Source organism: Streptomyces sp. R818, from assembly GCF_056172735.1.
Genome location: NZ_JAOCNE010000006.1, coordinates 891150 through 910661, shown reverse-complemented (window position 1 = coordinate 910661; position 19512 = coordinate 891150). Strand labels below are relative to the sequence as shown.

Genomic DNA, 19512 nt, shown 5'->3' with positions numbered 1-19512 from the left:
GGCGGCGGTCACGGCTTGACCGCGATGCGCCCCTCGTCCATGCGCAGCAGGAGCAGGCGCTCGCCGGTGCGCTCCAGGAACTCGTCGACGGCCTGGCGGCTGCCCTGCCAGTAGCCGTAGTCGTCGATGAGGAGGACGCCGCCCGGGACCAACCGGTCGTAGAGGTGGTCGAGTTCGTGCTTGGTGGAGGCGTACCAGTCGGTGTCCAGGCGCAGGATCGCGATGCTCTCGGGCGCCTCGCCGGGCACGGTCTCCTCGACCTTGCCCTGGACGTAGTGGACGCGCTCGGCGGGGTAAGGCACCGTTTCGAAGCCGGACTTGACGTCGTCAAGGGTGGCGTACGCCCAGATCGCCTTGGACTTGTCGTGCCGGGCGAGGAGGTCGGCGGCGGGGGTGCCGTCGCGGCGCAGGTCCTCGTCGGTGGGCGGGGTCATGCCCTCGAAGGTGTCGAAGAGGTACAGGTCGCGGTCGGTGACGCCGCTGCCGAGCAGTGTCTTCGCGCAGGCCTGCATCGAGCCGCCGCGCCACACGCCGCACTCGACGACGGCGCCGGGGATGTCGTGCCGCACGACGTGGCGGGTGGCGAGGATGAACGCGTTGAGCCGCTCCGGGGACGTCATGGTCCACGGCTTGACGGCGCGGATCGTCTCCTTGGCCTCGTCGTCGTAGTCGACGGGCAGGTTCAGCTCCTTCGGTCCCCGGGGTGCGAGCGGCGCGGGCCGCGGGGGCCTGGGGGCCTCGGCGCGCGGGGCGGGGAGCCGCGGCCGGGTCAACTGGTATCCGGTCAGCGTCCGGAGGGCGTCGTTGACAGCTTTCTTCCATGCCATGGCCCGGGACAATACGCGCATATCACCGCAAAAGTCACGCTAGGTCAAGGGCCGGTCACCCCGCGCGGTTTGGCGCCGCGCCCACCATCGCCGGGCGGGCTCCTCGACGCAGGTGTACGCCGCCCAGGACAGGGCGGTGACGACGCCCGCGACGCCGAGCAGCGTGAACACCGACAGGTTGGTGGGCGGGGTGCGGCCCCAGTGGTCGAGGATCAGCCGGTTGACGGTCTGGTGCAGCAGGTAGAAGGCGTACGACCAGGCGCCGAGCCGCACCATGACGGGGGTGCGGAGCCAGGAGCGCCGCCCGGCGCGCTCGCGCTGCACGTAGGCGACGATGACGAGGACCGAGAACAGGGCGACCACCGGCCGTACGGTCCACTGCAGTTGGGCGGCGACGGACGCGGGGCACCAGGCGCCGCGGTGCACGTACCCGGCGGTGTACACGGCGAAGAGCGCGGCGAGGACGCCGGGCCGCAGCGGGATCCGCAGGCCCCGGCCCACGGCGAGGGCGAGCGCGAGGCCGAGCGCGAACTCGGGGAGCCGGGTCACGGGCAGCCGCATCAGCCACTCGCACCGGGACGGCGAAAGGTGCAGCGCGGCCCACCAGTTGACGGCCCACATCGCGACGAGGCCGGACCCGGCGAGGGCGAGCAGGGTGCGGGTGCGGAGCCGGTAGGCGCCCCGGACGACGAAGGGGAACAGGAGGTAGAAGAACGCCTCGACGCTGAGCGTCCAGGAGACGCCGTTGCCCGGGAACATCGGGACGACGCCGGGGAACCAGGTCTGCAGGAGCACCAGTGACGCCACGAAGCTCGGCAGGTCGAACGGGACGCCGCCCCACACGTGGAACACCCAGAGGCACGGCACGGTCGCGGCCAGGTGCAGCGGCAGGATGCGGCCCGCGCGCCGGGAGTAGAAGTCCCTGGCCCTGGTCCCCGACCGGTGTCCCCAGGCGAGCAGGAAACCGGACAGGACGAAGAAGAACCCGACGCCGTTGACGCCCATCGTCGTGTACGGGAACAGCGCGGGCGCCTGCGCGACACCGCCGCCCGGACCCGCCCCGGTGAAGTGGTGCGCGAACACGGCGAACGCGGCGAGGAACCGCAGCCCCGTGAGCGAGTCGAGCCGCCCGTCCGGCGCGGGACGCTGCCGCTTCGGCGAGGCGGAGGGCTGGGCGGGGAGCAGCGCGGTGGTCATGAACGGGCTCCTCGGACGAGGACGGGCACGACGGGGGCGGCGGGGCGCGGGGTGGCGAGGGGGATGGGGTGGGCGTGGGAGGGGCCGGGGCCGGGCCCGGGGGTGGGATCAGGAGTGGGCGGGGACGGGGCCGGGAGGGCATCCGGCGCGGGGTGACGACCGGTGGCCGGTGCCGGTGCCGGGGCGGGCCGACTGGTCGACGCAGGCGGGGCGGACCGGCGGCCGGTGGCCGGTGCCGGTGCCGGGGCGGGCCGACTGGTCGACGCAGGCGGGGCGGACCGGCGGCCGGTGGCCGGTGCCGGGGCGGGTCGGCTGATCGCTGAGGGCGGGGCGGACCGGCGGCCGGTGGTCGCACGCCGGCCCGTGGAGCCGGGCGGGACCAGTCTGGCCCCGCAGTCGCCCAGGTGGCCGTGCCGCTCGTGCTTCTCGCGGTTCATCCGGTCAAGGCGCGGGCCCGCCCACGCACGGACCTCCGCGACACGCTTCGCGCCCGCCGGGACAGCGGAGACCAGGACGTAGTCGCCGCCGTTGCCCTCCCGGTACAGCGGCGCGTAACCCGCCGCCGTGAGCCGGGCCCGCGTCAGCCCCGTCCTGGGTGTCCAGGGCCCGTGGGTGTGGATCAGCGCGGGGCGGACCTCGTCCAGGACGTGCCGGGTCAGCGCCGCCTTGTCGTGGGCCGCGTACGCGTCGGCGATCGCCCGGTCGGTCAGGCCCGCCAGGTCGAGGACGCGCAGGCGGCTGGTGAGCAGCGTGCCGCCGAGGTCCGGCAGGGCGGCCGTGGCGCCGGGGCGCAGGGCGAGCCGGCCCGCGTAGGCATCGAACGTGCGGCCGTAGCGGTCGGCGACCCAGCACAGGGAGAGTGTCGGCTCGCGCCGGAACCCGGCGCCGCGCGCGGCCTGCCCGGCGAGGGAGAGCGCGAGCGCGCCCGCGACGGCGCAGCAGAGCAGGGCGCGGGTGCGGGGCCGCGCTCCGTGCGCCACGGCGGTGACGGCGAGCGCGGCGGCGGCCGAGCCGAGCACCCACACGGGGGTGGCGAAGCGGTGCAGCGGCATCCAGTCGCGCGCGAGCGCCCCGTACGCGAGGAGGGTAAGGGCGAGCGGGACGGCCAGGACGGCGACGACCCGGCGGGCCGGACCGCGCCGCCCGAGGACGAGCCCCGCGCAGGCCGCGCAAAGCAGCGTCATGGACCAGCCCGCGTACGAGAGCAGGTCCCCGGCCTTCGACAGCTCCGCGAGCGACGGCGGCGCCTGCGACTTCGCCACCGCCGTGTTCGGCACCCACCGGCCGAACACCGCGTGCCGCCACAGCAGGAACGCGCCGTACCCGGCACCGAACACCGCGACACTCAGCAGCGCCGCCCGCAGGGCGCCCCGGCGCCGCAGCAGCAGCACGGTCAGCGGGTAGGCGGCGGCGAGCACGGCCCCGTCGGGGCGGGTCAGCGCGGCGAGGAGGGCGACGGCCCCCGCGCCGCAGGCGACGCCGGACGCGGGGCCGCCCCGCGCGACGACGGCCCGTACGAGCAGCAGCGCCAGGGCCGCCGCGAGCAGCCCGTACAGGGAGTTCTCCAGGCCGGAGAAGCACCAGACCACGTACGACTCGTTCGCGGCGAGCAGCCCGCCCGTGCCGAGCACGACGAGCCACGCCCGCGCGGGCAGCGCGACCCGCGCCGCTCCCCCGACGCACGCCAGTGTGCCCGCGACGCAGAGCAGGGCCAGCGCCTTCGGGAACAGCGCGAGGTCGCTCACCCCGAACCAGGCGCCGTGGTCGAACAGGCCGAGCCCCCGTCCCACCAGTAGCAAAGCCAGCCACGCCGGGTTCGAGTACCCCTCGACCGGCGCGGCGCCCGCCTGCTGCACCGGGCCGAGCCCCTCGCCGACGCTGCGGGCGTAGGCGAAGGTGACGGCGGCGTCGTCGACGATCCACTGCCCGAGCGCGGCGGCGCGGACCGCGACGAGCGCGGTACCGCCGAGCACGGCGAGGGGGACGGCCCACGCCGCCCACGTACGGGGCCGGGTGCCGGGCGGCAGAGCGGGGCGGCGGGCGCCGGGGACGGCCGGTCCGGGCGGCGCGGAGGGGCGGTTCAGGATTTTCATCCAGGGACCAACACCGGCGCGCCCGCACGGGTCACGAGCACTGGACCGCCCGGGTGACGGCCGCGCCCCTCACCCGGCGAGGAACAGCTTCCGTGCGACGCGGTCGGCGGCGCCCCCGTCGTCGTACGCGCAGAACCGCTCTCGGAACGCGGCGCGCAGCCGGGTCGTCGCGGCGGTGTCGAAGCCGCCGTCCCGGAAGAGGGCGACGAGTTCGTCCTCGGTGGTGGCGACGGCGCCCGGGGTGTCGCCGGGCTCCCCGGACAGGAGGTCGAAGTAGGTGCCGCGGGCCAGCCGGTAGGCCTGCCAGTCGGGGGCGTAGACGACGAGGGGCCGGTCGAGGCAGGCGTAGTCGAACATCACGGACGAGTAGTCGGTGACCAGGGCGTCGGCGGCCAGGCACAGGTCCTCGACGCGGGGGTGGCCGGTGACGTCGACGAGGCGGGGATGGGCGTCGACCAGCCCCGCCTCGGCGCCGTAGAAGTAGTGGGCGCGGACGAGGACGACGTGACCGTCGCCGAGCGCGTCGGCGAACCGGGCCAGGTCGAGGCGGGGCAGGAAGCCCTTCTGGTAGTCGCGGTGGGTGGGGGCGTAGAGGACGGCCCGCTGCCCGTCGGCGATGCCCAACGCGCGGCGCAGCGCCCGTACTTCCTCGTCGCTGGTGGTGAAGAAGACGTCGTTGCGCGGGTAGCCGAGTTCGAGGGGCGCGTACGCCGACGACGGGTAGACCCGCTCCCACACCTGGGTGGAGTGCGGGTTGGCGGAGAGGCTGTAGTCCCACTGGTCGGTGTGGGCGAGGACCTTGGCGAAGCTGATGCCGTGCGTGCCCGCCGGGTAGCGGCGCTGGTCGAGCCCCATCTTCTTCAGCGGCGTCCCGTGGTGGGTCTGGAGGTAGACCTGGCCGGGGCGCTTGGTGAAGCCGCCGGGGAACGAGGAGTTGTTGACGAGGTACTTCGCGGTGGCCATGGCCTGCCAGTACCGGCGCGAGCCCTCGATGACGTACGGAACGCCCTTCGGGACGCGTTCCTCGTGCCGCGACGAGACGACGAAGACGCCTTTGACGTGCGGGGCGATCCGGCGCGCGGCGGCGTGGACGGCGGCCGGGTTGCAGCTGACGCCCCGGTTCCAGTACGCGCCGTAGACGGCGAGCTGGGGGTCGAGGCGGGCGGTGCGCAGGTCGGTGCGGTAGGCGGCCTTCATGACGCGGGTGCGGAGCTTCTTCTTGTGCCGCTTGAGCGAGGAACTCAGCGATTTCTTCCGCCCCCTGGCCTTCTCCTGCTTCAGGTAGGCGGGCCAGGACCCGGTGGCGAGGGCCTGTTCGCGCGCGTCGGCCGGGACGTGTCCGGCGGGCCGGTGGGCGCGGTGCAGGCCGGCGGCGCGGCGGAACAGTTCGGGCCGGTCGTCGGGGGTGGTGCGGGTGGCGTCGTCGAGGACGCGCAGGACGTGGGCGACGGCGTACGGGAAGACGCGGCCCGTGTCGGCGGCTCCGGTGAGGAGCTCCTCGTAGCGGTCGACGATCGCGAAGTGCCGCCGCCCCGGGCTGCCCGCGAGGCCGCCCGCGCGGCGGCGGCGCCAGCGCACGCACGGGCGCGCCAGTGTCGCCAGGGTGGCCGCCTCCAGGACGGCGCGATACGCCGGGACCACATCCTCGTACGGGCCCTCGGGGGCGAAGGCGAGGCCGCGCCCGTCCCAGAAGTCGCGGCGCACGGCGCGGTTCCAGGCGGCGGGGGTGACGGCGAGGGGGTCCGCGTCCGGGTCGAGGTCGTCGCCGCTGGCGCGCACGCTGTCCCACCAGTCGGTGCGGTCGTGGTCGTGGAGCAGGACGTCGGGGTCGCCCGCCTCGGTGAGCGCCGCGTCGAGGGCGGCGAGGGCGCCGGGCAGCAGGGTGTCGTCGGCGTCGAGGAAGAGGAGGTAGTCGCCGGTGGCCTCGCGCAGGCCCGCCGTTCGGGCGGCGCCGACCCCCTCCCGGGCGGGCAGCGCGAGGGCCCGCACGCGCGGGTCGCGCGCCGCGTACTCGGCGGCGATCGCGCCGGAGGCGTCCGGCGAGGCGTCGTCGACGACGATCAGCTGCCAGTCGGTGTGGGACTGGCCGAGGACGGAGTCCAGGCACTCACGGAGGTAGCCCTGGACGCGATAGGCGGGGACAACGACGGAGAAACGGGACGAACGCGACATAAAACCTGACGCTACCTCAGGAGGACGGTCCGTGTTGGCCCAGACGGGCGAGCACCGCCGAAACTGTTGTCATACAGCGACTTATCGGGCAAATACGCTGAATGTCACAAGAGCCTGGCCGCCGCCCCCGTCTCAGCGTCGTCGTTCCCGTCTTCAACGTCGAGGACTATCTGGCCGAGTGCCTGGAGTCGATCGCCGCCCAGACCTTCACAGAGTTCGAGGTCGTCCTCGTGGACGACGGGTCCACGGACGACAGCCCGCGCATCGCCCGCGCCTTCGCGGACCGCGACCCCCGCTTCCGCTACGTCCGCCAGGACAACGCCGGACTGAGCGCCGCCCGCAACACGGGCGTGCGCCGGCTCGGCCCCGGCGCCGAGTTCCTCACCTTCGTCGACAGCGACGACATCGTGCCGCACGACGCCTACGAGCGGATGGTCGCGAGCCTGGACCGCACCGGCTCCGACTTCGTGACCGGCAACGTGTGGCGGCTGAACGAGCGCGGGCGGCAGCAGGCCTGGCAGTACAAGTGGCTGACCCGGCGCCGCGAGCGCACCCACATCACCCGCGACGTCCAGCTCCTGGCCGACCGCGTCGCCTGGAACAAGGTGTTCCGGCGCGCGTTCTGGGACCGCCACCGCTTCACCTTCCCCGAGGGCAGGCTCTACGAGGACACGCCCGTCATGATCCCGGCGCACTTCCTCGCCGAGTCCGTCGACGTGCTCGACAGCCACGTCTACTACTGGCGGGTGCGCGAGGGCTCCATCACCCGGCGCCGCACCGACGTGAAGGGCGTACGGGACCGGATCGCGGCCTGCGACCACGTCAGCCGCTTCCTCGCCGAGAGCTTCGCCGACCGGCCCGAGCTGAAGCGCACGTACGACACGTCCTGCCTGCGCGACGACTTCGTGTACTTCCTCGACGGGCTGCCGATGGGCGGGCCCGAGTACCGGCAGGCGTTCTGCGACGGCACGGCCGACTTCCTGCGCCGCGCGGATCCGGCGGCGGCCGACGGGCTCCCCCTCCACCTGCGCGTGAAGTGGCATCTGGTCGGCGAGGGCCGCGTCGACGACCTCGTACGGCTGCTCTCCTTCGAGCGCCGCAACGGCACCGCCTTCCACGTCCGCGGCGCACTGCGGCGCAGCGCCGCCTACCCCGGCCTGACCCGCCTTCCCGACCGGCTCCTGCGGATCGGCAAGCGGGAGCTGCCGGTGGTGGCGCGGGTGCGCGAGGCGGCGTGGGACGCGGACGGCAAGCTCCGGGTGACGGGGTACGCGTACGTGCGGAACCTGGCGGCGGGGCGGCCGGGGAAGTCGGTGCGCACGGGCCTGCTCAGGGCCGAGGGCAGCCGCACGCAGGTACGCCTGGTCCCGACCCGGTCGGTCGCCGACCCGGCGGCCACCGCCAACTCCGGGCAGGAGCTGCACGACTACGACCACTCCGGGTTCGCCATGACGATCGACCCGGAGAAGCTGAAGGTGAAGGGGCGGTGGCAGCCCGGCACGTGGAACCTCGGCGTCGTCGTCGCCGGGCACGGGCAGGTGCGCCGCGCGGCGCTGCGCGCGCTGGACGCCTCGACGCAGCAGCACCTCGTGCGTGACCTGGGGGACGGCACGCGGCTCGTCCTCGGCCACACCAAGGGGCGGCTCGTCCTGAAGGTGGTGGCGTACGCGGCGCTCGCCGACGACCACCGCGGCGAGGACGGCGCCATGGTCCTCTCCGGCCGTCTCCTGAACGGCATCGAGCCGCGCTCCCTGCGCCTGACGCACCAGCACTCCGGCACCGAGTTCGACTTCCCGGTGACGTGCGCGGGCGGCCGGTTCCTGGTGCGGGTCCCGCTCGACCGGCTCGCCAAGGTGCCCGCGCCCCCGCACCGCGCGCCCAAGGAGGTCGAGCCGCCGCACGGCGACCGCTGGCAGGTCAACTTCCGGCTGCCCGACGGCAAGTCCCGCTCGGTGGCGGCGGTGCTCGACCTGCCGCCGGGCCGCTACGAGGCGGGCGACCGCGAACTGTGCGCCACCGCCAACGACCAGGGCCAGCTCGTCATCGAACTGACCCGGCAGCCGATGGCCGACCAGGTGGAATGGTCCGGGGACGGTGACGGCTCGTTCGTCGTCGCGGGCACGGCGTCCGCCGCGTCCTGGACCCGCCCGGAACTGGTCCTGCGCCACAGCACGACCAACGAGGAGCTGACGGCCCCGACCGAGCACGAGGCGGGCCGCTTCCGCGCGGCCATCACCGCGTCGGGGCTCTGGGAGGGCCGCTGGTACGCCTTCCTCCGGGAGCCCGACGACCGGCACGGGGACGGGGTTCCGGTACGGGTCCTGACATCGGTGAGCGCGGAACTGCCGCGGCACCGGCCGGACTCCGCCCGCGACCTCACCCTCGACCGGCGCTTCGGGGACCGGCTGGTCGTCGAGGTGGGGCCCGCTCTTCCGCCGGCCGATCGCGGAGCGTACCGCCGGCACCGGCTGCGGACCGGGCACTACCCGGCCCAGCGGCAGCTCCCCCTCCAGGACGCCGTGCTCTACATGGACGGGGACTCGCCGCGCGCCGTCCACGCCGAACTGGTGCGGCGCGGCGCCGCCGTCGAGCACCTCTGGGTGACCCGGGACGGCCGCACCCACGTGCCGCCGACCGCGCGCGGCGTCGAGGAGCACTCGGCCGAGTGGTACGCGGCGCTCGCCCGCTGCCGCCGCATCGTCACCGCCCACCAGCTCCCCGACTTCTTCGAGCGCCGCGAGGGCCAGACCGTCGTGCAGACCTGGGACGGCACCCCGCTCAAGCGGATCGGCGCCGACCTCACCGACACCCTCTACGCCGACCACGACCATCTGGCGCTGCTGCCGAAGCTCTCCCGCCAGTGGGACGTCCTGGTCGCCCCGTCCCGCTGGTCGGCACCGCACCTGTCCCGCGCCCTCGGCTACGACGGCGAGGTCCTCCAGGCGGGCTCGCCGCGCAACGACATCCTGTTCACCGCGCCCGACGCCCGCCGCGAACGGGCCGAACGGCTGCGCCGCGACCTCGCCATCGCCCCGGACAAGCGGATCGTGCTCTACGCGCCGACCTACCGCGACCACCTGGCGCACGCCCCCGGCCGCTTCCGCCACGAGCCCGCGTTCGACTTCGCCGCCGCCGAACGCGAACTCGCCGGCGACCACGTCCTCCTCGTCCGCAAGCACCCGCAGGCGACGGGCCGCCTGACGGGGGCGCGGGCCCCGTTCGTCCGGGACGTCACGGGCCATCCGAGCGCGGCGGAACTCCTGCTGCTCGCCGACGTCCTGGTCACGGACTACTCGTCCCTGATGTTCGACTTCGCGCACACCGGCCGCCCGATGCTCTTCCACACCTACGACCTCGACCACTACCGGGACACGGTGCGCGGCTTCTACCTCGACTTCGAGGACCACGCCCCGGGCCCGCTGCTCACGTCGACGGACGAGGTGGTGTCGGCGCTGCGCGACCTGGACACGCTGGCGCCCCGGCACGCGGCGGCGTACGAGGCGTTCCGCGCGGCCTACTGCGACCTGGACGACGGGGGCGCGGCGGCGCGCGTCGCGGAACGGCTCATGCGCTGAGGGGGCGCCTCAGACACGGCGGACGGTCACTCGATGACGAGGTCGACGTCGATGTTGCCGCGGGTGGCGTTCGAGTACGGGCACACCTGGTGCGCCTGCTCGACGAGCTTGCGGCCCGTCTCCTCGTCGACCGAGTCGGGCAGCTCGACGCGGAGGACGACCGAGAGGCCGAAGCCCTCGCCCTGCTTGCCGATGGAGACCTCGGCGGTGACGGCGGCGTCGGTCACGTCGACCTTCGCGCCCCGGCCGACGAGCCCGAGCGCGCTGCCGAAACAGGCGGCGTAACCGGCGGCGAAGAGCTGCTCCGGGTTGGAGCCCTGGCCGTTGCCGCCCATCTCGGCGGGGATGCCGAGCTGGAGGTCGATCAGACCGTCGGAGGAGACGGCGCGGCCGTCACGGCCGTGGGTGGCGGTGGCGACGGCGGTGTAGAGGGCATCCATGAGGGCTCCTTCGTCGGAAGTTCGTCGGAGGCCCGCTGTCGGCGGGCTCCGCGTACGAGACAACTATGGCACGCAATTAAGTTGTGCACAACTGAACGCGCCTGTTCGGATAGGCTTGATTGCATGACCGATTCCCGCCCCGCTGCCGAGACCGAGGCCCGGGTCGACGACCTCCTCCGGCTCGACCGCCAGATCTGCTTCTCGCTGAACGCGGCGTCGCGCGCCTTCGGCGGCGTCTACCGCACGCTCCTCAAGGACCTCGGCCTCACCTACCCGCAGTACCTGGTGATGCTGGTCCTCTGGGAGGAGGGCGCGGCGGTCCCGGTCAAGCGGCTCGGCGAACGGCTGCGGCTCGACTCGGGCACGCTGTCGCCGCTGCTCAAGCGCCTGGAGGCGAACGGTCTGGTGCGGCGCGAACGCAGCGCGCGCGACGAGCGCTCGGTCGACGTGAGCCTCACGGACGCGGGCGCCGCCCTCAAGGAGCGCGCCGCCGAGGTCCCGCGCTCCATCGCGCGCGCGACCGGCTTCGAACTGGCGGAGATCGAGGATCTGCGCCGCCGCCTGAACCGGCTGACGGAGGCGCTGGACACGGCGACGCTGGGCTGACCGCTCCACACCGAGACGCCGCGACGCCGCGACGCCGTACCGGACATACAGGCCATACGAGACATACGCCCGTACGGAACATACGCTCCCCTAGCGTGACCATCGACACGCGAGACCGTCTGACGGCCCTGGACCCCGTCCACGACACCTGGGTCCGCCCCTCCCGTACCGCGCTCCCCGTCGTCTGGGCGCTGACGCGCGCCGCCATGCTCGCGCTGCTCGTGATCGACGGCAGACATCCGCTGGGCGTGGGCGGCGTCGCGGGCGAGGTGCACGCCCGGTACGCGCACTGGAGCGCGACCCTGGCCCAGGGCACGTTCCCGACCGGCGACCCGCTGTGGCAGTACCCGCCGGGCGCGGGCCCCCTGCTCCTCGCGCCCTCGCTGCTGCCCGGCCTCACGTACTTCCAGGCGTTCGTCGCCCTCACCCTCGCCACGGACGCGCTGGTCACCTACGTACTGGCACGCGGCGACCGCGATCCGCGCGGCGCCTGGCTGTGGGCGGCGGGCCTCCCCCTCCTCCTGCACGTGCCGCTCGCCCGCTACGACATCGAGGTCACCACCCTCGCCGTCCTCGCCCTGCTCTCCCTCGGCCGGGCCCCCCGCCTCTCCGGCGCGCTCGCCGCGCTCGGCGCCCTGGTGAAGGTGTGGCCCGCGCTCACCCTGCTCGGCGTGGAACGGGGCCGGACGGCCCGCCAGGTCTGGGGCACGGCGCTCGCCGCCGCGACGGCGATGCTGCTGCTCCTGGCGCTGGTCTTCCGCGCCCCGCTGTCGTTCCTGAACGGGCAGGGCGGGCGCGGCGTGCAGATCGAGTCGCTCGGCGGGACGGTGCTCGCGCTGGCCCGCCTCGCCGGGTGGCCGGGGCGGGTCCGGTACCAGTACGGGGCGATGGAGTACGTCGGCCCCTGGGTGGGCGCGATCGCGACGACTTCGCTCGCGCTGACGGCGGTGGCCTTCGCGGTGCTCCTGTGGTGGCGGCTGCGGGCACGGCACCACACGGAGGCGACCCCCTACGACGCCGCACTCTGCGCCGTCCTGATGTTCACCGTCACCAGCCGCGTGATCAGCCCGCAGTACCTGGTCTGGCTGCTCGGCCTGGCGGCGGTCTGCCTCACCTCGCGCCGCACGACACAGCGGCCGGTCGCGCTCCTTGTGCTCGCGGCGGCGGCGCTGAGCGGCCTCGCGTACCCGGTCCTGTACGGGGATGTGATCGCCGGGACGTGGGCGGGCGTCGGGGTGATGGCGGTACGGAACGCGCTGCTCGTGGCGGCGGTGTGGATGTCGTTCCGTGCGCTGTGGAAGGCGTTTCATTAATCGGACAATAGGCGCAAACCCATAGGATTCACCCCGTGAACCCCGTGAACCGCGCAGGAGACGCAGCCCCGACCCAGGCCCCGGCCCCCACCGTCACGGTCGTCGTGATCGGTTACGACGACGCCGCCCACGTCACCGACGCGGTGCGTTCGGCGCTCGCACAGGGTCCTGCCGTCCGGGAGGTGATCGCGGTCGACGACTGCTCCACGGACGGCAGCGGCGCCCTGCTCGACGGACTCGCCGCCCACGAACCCCGCCTCACCGTGGTGCACCGCGAGACCAACAGCGGCGGCTGCGGCACCCCCCGCAACGACGGACTGGCCCGCGCCTCCTCCTCGTACGTCATGTTCCTCGACAGCGACGACGTGCTCCCGCCGGGCGCCGTGGACGCGCTGCTCGACGCGGCCGGCCGGCACGGTGCGCAGGTCACCGCCGGACTGTGCGTACGCCGCGAACTCCCGTCGGGCCGCGAGATCCCCTGGCAGCCCGACCTCTACGCGGAGGAACGGGTCCTCGCCACCCCGGAGAAGCGCCCGCGCCTGGTGCGGGACACCCTCTGCGTCAACAAGCTGTACCGCACGGACTTCCTGCGTGAGCACGCCGTCCGCTTCCCCGACGGCCGGTTCGTCTACGAGGACTTCGTGTTCGGCGCCCGCGTCCTCGCGGCGGCCCCGCGCATCGCCCTGATCCCCCACCGGGTCTACATCTGGCACGTGCGCCGCGCCGCCGGGAAGCTCTCCCTCTCCCTCGACCGGGCGTCCATCGCCAACTGGCAGGCCCGCCTCGACGCCCACCGCCAGTCCGTCGCCATCCTCCTCGACGCCTCCAGCAAACGGCTGGCCCGCGCGGCGCGCTCCACCTTCCTCGACCACTCCCTGCGGATGTACGCGCGCGAACTCGATCTGCGCGGCCCCGCGTACCGCGCCGACTGGTGGACCCGCACCCGCGCCTACCTGGAGACCTTCGACACCGCGGACTTCGACGCGGCCCCGGCCCCGGGCCGCCTCGCCGGCCGCCTGGTCCTCGCCTCCCCGGCGCCGCGCGACCTGCCGCGCCTGAAGGAACTCGCGGCCCGCCCGGCACGGCTGCTCCCGCCGTACGCGCGGGCCCCCGACGGCACGCCCGTCTGGTCGGCGGACCTCCCTCACCTGACCCTGGAACACCTACTGCACCGCCCGATGCACCTGCTCCCCGTGGCGGTCGACGGCGAACTCCGCCCCGGCATCCGCTCCACCCGCCTCACGCTGCGGCTGCACGAGCTGTACGGCCGGGTGGCGGACGCGGGCCCGCGCGAGGTGGAGGTCGAGCTGGTGGAACGGCGGGGCGCGGTGCTCCAGCGCAGAACGGCGCCCTTCACGGCGTACGGTCCGGACGTGAGCCCGGACGACACGACGTGGGTGGCGTCGACGACCCTCGACCTCTCGGCCCTCGGCCGCCCCGGCACCTGCGACATCCGCCTCCGCCTGACCTTCACCGACGGCACCCACCGCGACACGACCCCCCACGCCTCGCACGGCCCCGGCCTGCTCCGCCGCGTGGCAGTCCCGAGCCGCCGCCACGGAATCCTCCTCGCTCAGCCCTACGCGACCCATGCGGGGGCGCTGGCGCTGCGCACGGCGACGGGATTGCGGGGGGTGGCATCGGTGCTGCGCCGACGAGCAGCGCGCCTGTTCCTCTCAAGCCCCTCCGGCGATTGAGGAGCGGGGTCCGGGGCAGAGCCCCGTGACCTGTCATCCAGCCGCCCGAACCCTCCGAACGAGCTGCCCCACTTCCCCGGACAACCCCACCCCCACGGCCAGCGCCAGCGTGACCGCCGCCACGTTCACCATCCCGGCAACCCCCGACGTGGTCCGCCCGGAGGCCAACGCCCCCAACGCCGCATAAAGCGCCCCACCCGGCAACAGAGGCGCGATCCCCGGCACAACGATCGGCAACGCCGACTCCCGCCGCCGCCGAGCGACAAGATGCCCGGCACCCCCCACGGCGGCAGCCACCAGAGCCGTCCCGACCAGCGAAGAGAACCCCCGCACCTCGAACTCCACGGAGACCACGAACCCGCCGAGCCCGAGCACCGCGGCGGCAAGCCAGTCACGCCCCGGCGTCCGCGCCCGCGCCGCCACGGCGACGGCGAACACGACCGCCCCCACCGCCGGCGCCCCGAAATGGTCGGAGCGCCGCACGGACGGCACGATCGGCACACCGAGCCCGGCCAGTTGCCCGACCCCGAGCACGGCGACGACCCCCGTCACGGCGGCGGCGAAGACGAGCAGCGCGTCGGCGAGCCGCCCGAGCGCGGTCAGATAGTGCCCGGCGAGAGCGTCCTGCACGGCGCTGACGAAGGTGACGGTGGGCAGCAGCCCGAGCACCCCGGCGACGACGACGGCCTGGACGGCGGACGGCGGAGCGAACCGGCTGACGGCAAGAGCCATGACGGCGGCAGGCATCGCGGCAACGGCGTACCGGTAGAAGGCAGGCACCCCGTTCCGCCCCAGCCACCCGTTCAGCAGCCCACCCAGCACCCCGGCGACGAACGAGCACACGGAGGTGAGCGGCCCGCCACCGAAGACGGGTCCGCCCCCGGCCGCGACGAGCCCGGTCTGCACGGGCGCCCGCCACCGGCCCCAGCGCCGCCCGCCGGCGTCGCCCGGAGCGTCGAGGATCCGCCCGGCCTCGGCCCGCGCCTCGTCCAGGGTCAGCGAGTGCGCGCTGATCCGTCCGACGAGGGCCTGCAGATGTCCGAGGGACCGGAAGTCGGTGGAGTGCCGCCGCACATGCCGGGTGGCATACAGGGGCGTCAGCTCCCCGGGCGCGAAGGCGGACAGCGAAACAGCCCCCAGCGTGACCCCGGGCTCGCAGTAGCTCAGCCCGTACGTCTCGGCGGTGACCAGCACCCCCGCGACCGCCTCCTCCGCGGACGCCCCGTACGACAGCAGCGCCTCCCCGACCCGGACCGCCAGATCGGCGACGCGCGCCCCGTACGCCTGCATGTCCGCGCGCCCGTCGTCATGCAGCAACTCACCGGCGAACCCGTAACTGCTCATCGGTTCGAGCCCGCGCAACCGCGGCAGGGCCCGGGCCAGCCAGGGGGCGGACAGGGTGCGGGTGTCGTTCCTCACAGGCATACAGATGGAGCGTAACGGACATATCACCCATACGGGCGAGTAACCGCCGGGCGGATCTCGTCAGACCAGGCGCCTGGCGGTGGCCCACCGCGTCAGCTCATGACGGTTCGAGAGCTGGAGCTTCCTGAGCACCGCCGACACGTGGGACTCGACCGTCTTCACCGAGATGAAGAGCTGCTTGGCGATCTCCTTGTAGGCGTAACCGCGCGCGATGAGCCGCAGCACCTCCCGCTCGCGCTGGGTGAGGCGGTCCAGGTCCTCGTCGACCGGGGGCGCGTCCGTGGAGGCGAAGGCGTCCAGGACGAACCCGGCCAGCCTCGGCGAGAAGACCGCGTCGCCCTCCTGCACCCGGAAGATCGAGTCGACGAGGTCCGTGCCGGTGATCGTCTTCGTCACGTAGCCGCGGGCGCCGCCGCGGATCACCCCGATCACGTCCTCCGCCGCGTCCGACACCGAAAGGGCCAGGAAGCGCACCGGGTTGTCGGCGTCGGCCATCAACTGCGCGCTGCGGCGCAGGACTTCGACGCCGCCGCCGCCCGGCAGATGGACGTCGAGCAGGACCACCTCGGGGCGCGTCGCCGCGATGACCGTGACGGCCTGGTCGACGTCGGCCGCCTCGCCGACGACCTCGACACCCGTCGTCTCCGTACGGCCGATCTCCGCCTGGACCCCCGTACGGAACATGCGGTGGTCGTCGACGAGGACGACGCGTACGTGCCGCCCGGGTCCCTCCGCCGTGGTCTGCGCTGCGTCGTCGGTCGTCATGCCGTCTTCTCCGCCCTCTTCATGGTCAGTTCGACCTCTGTGCCGCCGTCCGGCACCGCCCGCAGCCGGGCCGTCCCGCCGTTGCGTTCCATCCGGCCGATGATCGATTCTCTGACGCCCATGCGGTCCGCGGGGATGGAGTCGAGGTCGAAGCCGGGTCCGCGGTCCCGTACGGACACGAACACCTCGTCCCCCTCCACCTCCGCGTACACCCTTACGGCGCCGCCCTCGCCACCGTACTTCGCGGCGTTCACCATCGCTTCCCTCGCGGCCTGCATCTGCGCGCGCAGCGCCTCGTCGAGCGGGCAGTCGCCGACGACCACGACCTCCAGGGGCACGCCGTGCTTGTCCTCGACCTCGGCGGCGTGCCGCTTGACCGCCTCCGCGACCGTCTCCGGCTCCTGCGGGTTCTCGGCGGCGGCCGGTTTGTACAGCCAGGCCCGCAGGTCGCGTTCCTGGGCGCGGGCGAGACGGCGTACCTCGGCCGGGCTTTCGGCGTTGCGCTGGATCAGGGTGAGGGTGTGCAGGACGGAGTCGTGGACGTGGGCGGCGACCTCGGCGCGCTCCTGGGCGCGGATGCGCATGAGGCGTTCCTCGGAGAGGTCCTGGGTCATGCGGATCAGATAGGGGCCGGCGAGGAGTGCGATGCCGACCAGGACCGCGAGCGCCGCCTGGAGGATGGAGCCAAGATGTTCCGTCGCGCCCTGCGTGACGAAGATGCCGGTGACGCCCGCGCCGACGAGGACGACACCGGCGGCGGCGCGGGCGAACTGCAAGGTGCGTTTGCGGCGGCCGGCCTCGGCCCAGCGGGCCCTGCGCGCGTTGTCCGCCTGGCGCCAGACGAGGGCGACGCCCGCGCCGACGAGGACCGTCGGGACCAGGTACGCCTTGGTGTTGCCGGTGAGGTTCACGTTCTGCACGAAGATCATCGCGACGATGACCATGAGCAGCAGGGCGAGGAGCTGCCCCTTGTCGGGGCGGCGCGCGACCAGCCTGCGCCGCCCGTCGGGGGCGGTCTCGGTGGCCAGTACGGTCGGCCGGTCCGTGCCGACGCCGCCCACGCCCAGCGGCACGAAGAACCAGAACGCCGCGTAGAGCAGGGCGCCGAGGCCGTCCGCCATGAACAGGCCCGCGAAGACCAGGCGCACCCACACGACCGGAAGGCCGAGATGGCCGGCGAGGCCGCGCGCGACGCCGCCGAGCCAGCGGCCGTCGCTGCTGCGATAGAGCTTGCGGGGCGGCCCCGGGTCCCGGGCGTCCCGGGGCGCCCCGGGGTGCTCGGCGCGGGGGGCGGTCGCTGCTTCCTGCATGACCCGATCGTCACACGGCGGGCGCGGGCGGGGCATCAGGGTCGGCCCCCGAGGCACCCCTGATCCTTCACGTTCCGCGGGCGTCGGTCTCAGGGGCGATCTCAGGGTCCGGCCAGGGTTGTCCCGACTGCCGCCGGCGGACCCGGCCCGTCACCATGGACGTATGACCGAGCAGCCTCACGGCGCGGTACCCACCGCGGAGAAGGACACCGTCGCGGCCCCGCCGCGCCGATTCCGGCGCGACCGGCGGTACAAGACGCTGGGCGGTGTCTGCGCGGGCCTGGGCCGGCACTGCGACATGGACCCGGTGATCTTCCGGATCGGGCTCGCCGTGCTCTCCGTGACCGGCGGGGTCGGCCTCCTCTTCTACGGTTTCGCCTGGCTGTTCGTGCCGTACGACGACGAGGACGAGAACGAGTTCCGCAAGCTCCTCACCGGCCGGGTCGACGGTCCCGGGCTCGCCGCCATCGTCACGGCGCTGGTCGGCTGCGGCGTCTTCCTGTCGATGCTGAACAACGTCGGGGCGTTCACCTTCGCCGTTGTCCTCGCGCTGCTGCTCGCGGGCGCCGGGTACTGGTCGCAGCAGCGCCGCGCCACCGACCCCGACCCCGTCGCCGCGCAGGCGGTGGCCGACGCGCCGCCCGAGGCGCAGGCGCCGCCCGTCGCGCCCGCGCCGTCGTGGTGGCGGGACCCGATCGTCAAGGACGGTACGCATGTCGGCGGGACCGGGTACATCTGGGGGCCGCCGGACAGCGCGGAAGCCGGGCCCGGGAAGGTGGACCGGCGGCCCGGCGGGGCGGTGGCGCGGCCGCGCGGGATCGGGGGGCTCACGTTCCTGGTGGCGCTCGTCGCGGGGGCGGCCGGGGCGGGGGCGTCCTGGGAGTCCCGGACGTTCGGCGCCAGCCTGCAGACCGGGCTCGCCTGCGCGCTCGGGGTGTTCGGACTCGGCATCGCGGTCAGCGCGTTCCGGGGGCGGACCGGGGCGGGGTCGATCTTCTGGGCCGTGATCACCGCCGGGCTGCTCGTCGCGTCCGCCGCGCTGCCCGCCAACATCAGCACCGAGTGGGCGCGGACGACCTGGGCGCCCGCGAGCGCGTCCGAGCTGCGGCCGCGGTACGAGCTGGGCTCCGGCGTCGGCACGCTCGATCTGTCCCGGGTGGACATCGCCGACGGCCGTACGGTCACCACGCACCTGGAGGTCGGGGCGGGCCGGGCGAAGATCGTGCTGCCGCGGGACGAGAAGGTGCGGCTGCGTGTCGAGGTCGGGGTCGGGGACGTGCGGCTGCCCGGCGACGACCGGCACGACGTCGATGTCCGCCCCGGCATCGAGAAGACCCGCACGCTGGCGCCCGCCGGTGGCGGCGACGGAGGCGGCGATGGGGGCGGTGTCCTCGAACTCCACGTCGAGGTCGGAGTCGGACAGGCGGAGGTGTCCCGTGCGGCATGACTTTTATCCCGGGCGGTTGCTTGCGGGTCTGGTGCTGATGGCCACGGCGCTGGTGTATTTCGGGGATGCGGGGGGTGCGTGGGACGCGCCGTGGTTCGTGGGGATTCCGCTGGTCTGCGGGGGCCTGGGCCTGGCCGGAGCGGTGGGAACGATAACCCACGCAATCCGCCTCCGCGCGAGATCCTCCACACCCCGCCCCTGAGACCCGCTGCCGACCGCAGGCCCGTCGAGACTGGTCACGCAGTTCCCCGCGCCCCTTCCAGCTGCGTCGCCGACCGCGCGCCCGTCGTGGCTGGTCGCGCAGTTCCCCGCGCCCCTTATAGGTGCGTTGCCACCTGCGCGTGCATCGTGGTTGCTCGCGCCGTTCCCCGCGCCCCTTACAGGTACGTCGCCGACCGCGCGCCCATCGTGGTTGCTCGCGCCGTTCCCCGCGCCCCTGAGATGCGCACTTCGTGCGCCATCTCAGCGAGGCGCGCGCGTCGGGGGCGCGTTACACGTAGCTCCATAGGGCCCACGGGAGACGCGCGCCCTATGGAGCTGCGGCGCAGCCGCATGCTTCAGGGGCGCGGGGAACTGCGCGAGCAACCACGACGAAAGGCGCACATCACAACGCACCTCTGAAAGCCAGCGGCGCAGCCGCACGGC

13 protein-coding genes are annotated in these 19512 nt (G+C 74.0%); 5 read left to right on the top strand and 8 right to left on the bottom strand.

Going from position 1 to position 19512, the window contains the following annotated elements; genetic code table 11:
* Positions 1-8: 8 nt before the first annotated feature.
* The 4 genes from N5I75_RS20580 to N5I75_RS20565 form a co-directional block, all read right to left on the bottom strand.
* Positions 9-827: a TylF/MycF/NovP-related O-methyltransferase gene (locus N5I75_RS20580; RefSeq protein ID WP_476679350.1), complete on the bottom strand. Its 819-nt coding sequence runs from the start codon at positions 825-827 to the stop codon at positions 9-11.
* A 39-nt stretch (positions 828-866) separates the two neighbouring features.
* Positions 867-2024, bottom strand: a complete 1158-nt coding sequence (locus N5I75_RS20575; RefSeq protein ID WP_476679349.1) for an acyltransferase family protein — start codon at positions 2022-2024, stop codon at positions 867-869.
* On the bottom strand, positions 2021-4117 hold the full coding sequence (locus N5I75_RS20570) for a hypothetical protein (RefSeq protein ID WP_476679348.1): 2097 nt from the start codon (positions 4115-4117) through the stop codon (positions 2021-2023). The genes N5I75_RS20575 and N5I75_RS20570 overlap by 4 nt, the downstream gene beginning before the upstream one ends.
* A 69-nt stretch (positions 4118-4186) precedes the next feature.
* Positions 4187-6289, bottom strand: coding sequence for a bifunctional glycosyltransferase/CDP-glycerol:glycerophosphate glycerophosphotransferase (locus N5I75_RS20565; RefSeq protein WP_476679347.1), 2103 nt, complete (start codon positions 6287-6289; stop codon positions 4187-4189).
* Positions 6290-6390: 101 nt separating this feature from the next.
* Between N5I75_RS20565 and N5I75_RS20560 the strand changes: the two genes are divergently transcribed.
* Positions 6391-9864, top strand: a complete 3474-nt coding sequence (locus N5I75_RS20560; RefSeq protein WP_476679346.1) for a bifunctional glycosyltransferase/CDP-glycerol:glycerophosphate glycerophosphotransferase — start codon at positions 6391-6393, stop codon at positions 9862-9864.
* Positions 9865-9890: 26 nt separating this feature from the next.
* Here the strand turns inward: N5I75_RS20560 and N5I75_RS20555 are convergent, their stop codons facing one another.
* Positions 9891-10304 (bottom strand): organic hydroperoxide resistance protein, encoded by a 414-nt coding sequence (locus N5I75_RS20555; RefSeq protein WP_476679345.1) that lies wholly within the window; start codon positions 10302-10304, stop codon positions 9891-9893.
* Between the two features lie 123 nt (positions 10305-10427).
* Between N5I75_RS20555 and N5I75_RS20550 the strand changes: the two genes are divergently transcribed.
* The 3 genes from N5I75_RS20550 (at position 10428) to N5I75_RS20540 (ending at position 13920) form a co-directional block, all read left to right on the top strand.
* Positions 10428-10910, top strand: a complete 483-nt coding sequence (locus N5I75_RS20550) for a MarR family winged helix-turn-helix transcriptional regulator (protein WP_476679344.1) — start codon at positions 10428-10430, stop codon at positions 10908-10910.
* 95 nt (positions 10911-11005) lie between these two features.
* Entirely contained in the window at positions 11006-12223 is a 1218-nt protein-coding gene (locus N5I75_RS20545; RefSeq protein WP_476679343.1) for a glycosyltransferase 87 family protein, read from the top strand.
* A gap of 44 nt (positions 12224-12267) precedes the next feature.
* Entirely contained in the window at positions 12268-13920 is a 1653-nt protein-coding gene (locus tag N5I75_RS20540; RefSeq protein WP_476679563.1) for a glycosyltransferase family 2 protein, read from the top strand.
* A gap of 33 nt (positions 13921-13953) precedes the next feature.
* On the opposite strand, the gene N5I75_RS20535 is transcribed toward N5I75_RS20540, so the two are convergent.
* The 3 genes from N5I75_RS20535 to N5I75_RS20525 are packed head-to-tail and all read right to left on the bottom strand — an operon-like array spanning position 13954 to position 17420.
* Positions 13954-15345 (bottom strand): threonine/serine exporter family protein, encoded by a 1392-nt coding sequence (locus tag N5I75_RS20535; RefSeq protein ID WP_476679342.1) that lies wholly within the window; start codon positions 15343-15345, stop codon positions 13954-13956.
* 60 nt (positions 15346-15405) lie between these two features.
* On the bottom strand, positions 15406-16110 hold the full coding sequence (locus N5I75_RS20530; protein WP_476679341.1) for a LuxR C-terminal-related transcriptional regulator: 705 nt from the start codon (positions 16108-16110) through the stop codon (positions 15406-15408).
* Entirely contained in the window at positions 16107-17420 is a 1314-nt protein-coding gene (locus N5I75_RS20525; RefSeq protein ID WP_476679340.1) for a PspC domain-containing protein, read from the bottom strand. The genes N5I75_RS20530 and N5I75_RS20525 overlap by 4 nt, the downstream gene beginning before the upstream one ends.
* Here N5I75_RS20525 and N5I75_RS20520 point away from each other — a divergent pair.
* On the top strand, positions 17419-18867 hold the full coding sequence (locus N5I75_RS20520; RefSeq protein ID WP_476679339.1) for a PspC domain-containing protein: 1449 nt from the start codon (positions 17419-17421) through the stop codon (positions 18865-18867). The genes N5I75_RS20525 and N5I75_RS20520 overlap by 2 nt on opposite strands.
* Positions 18868-19512 lie beyond the last annotated feature (645 nt).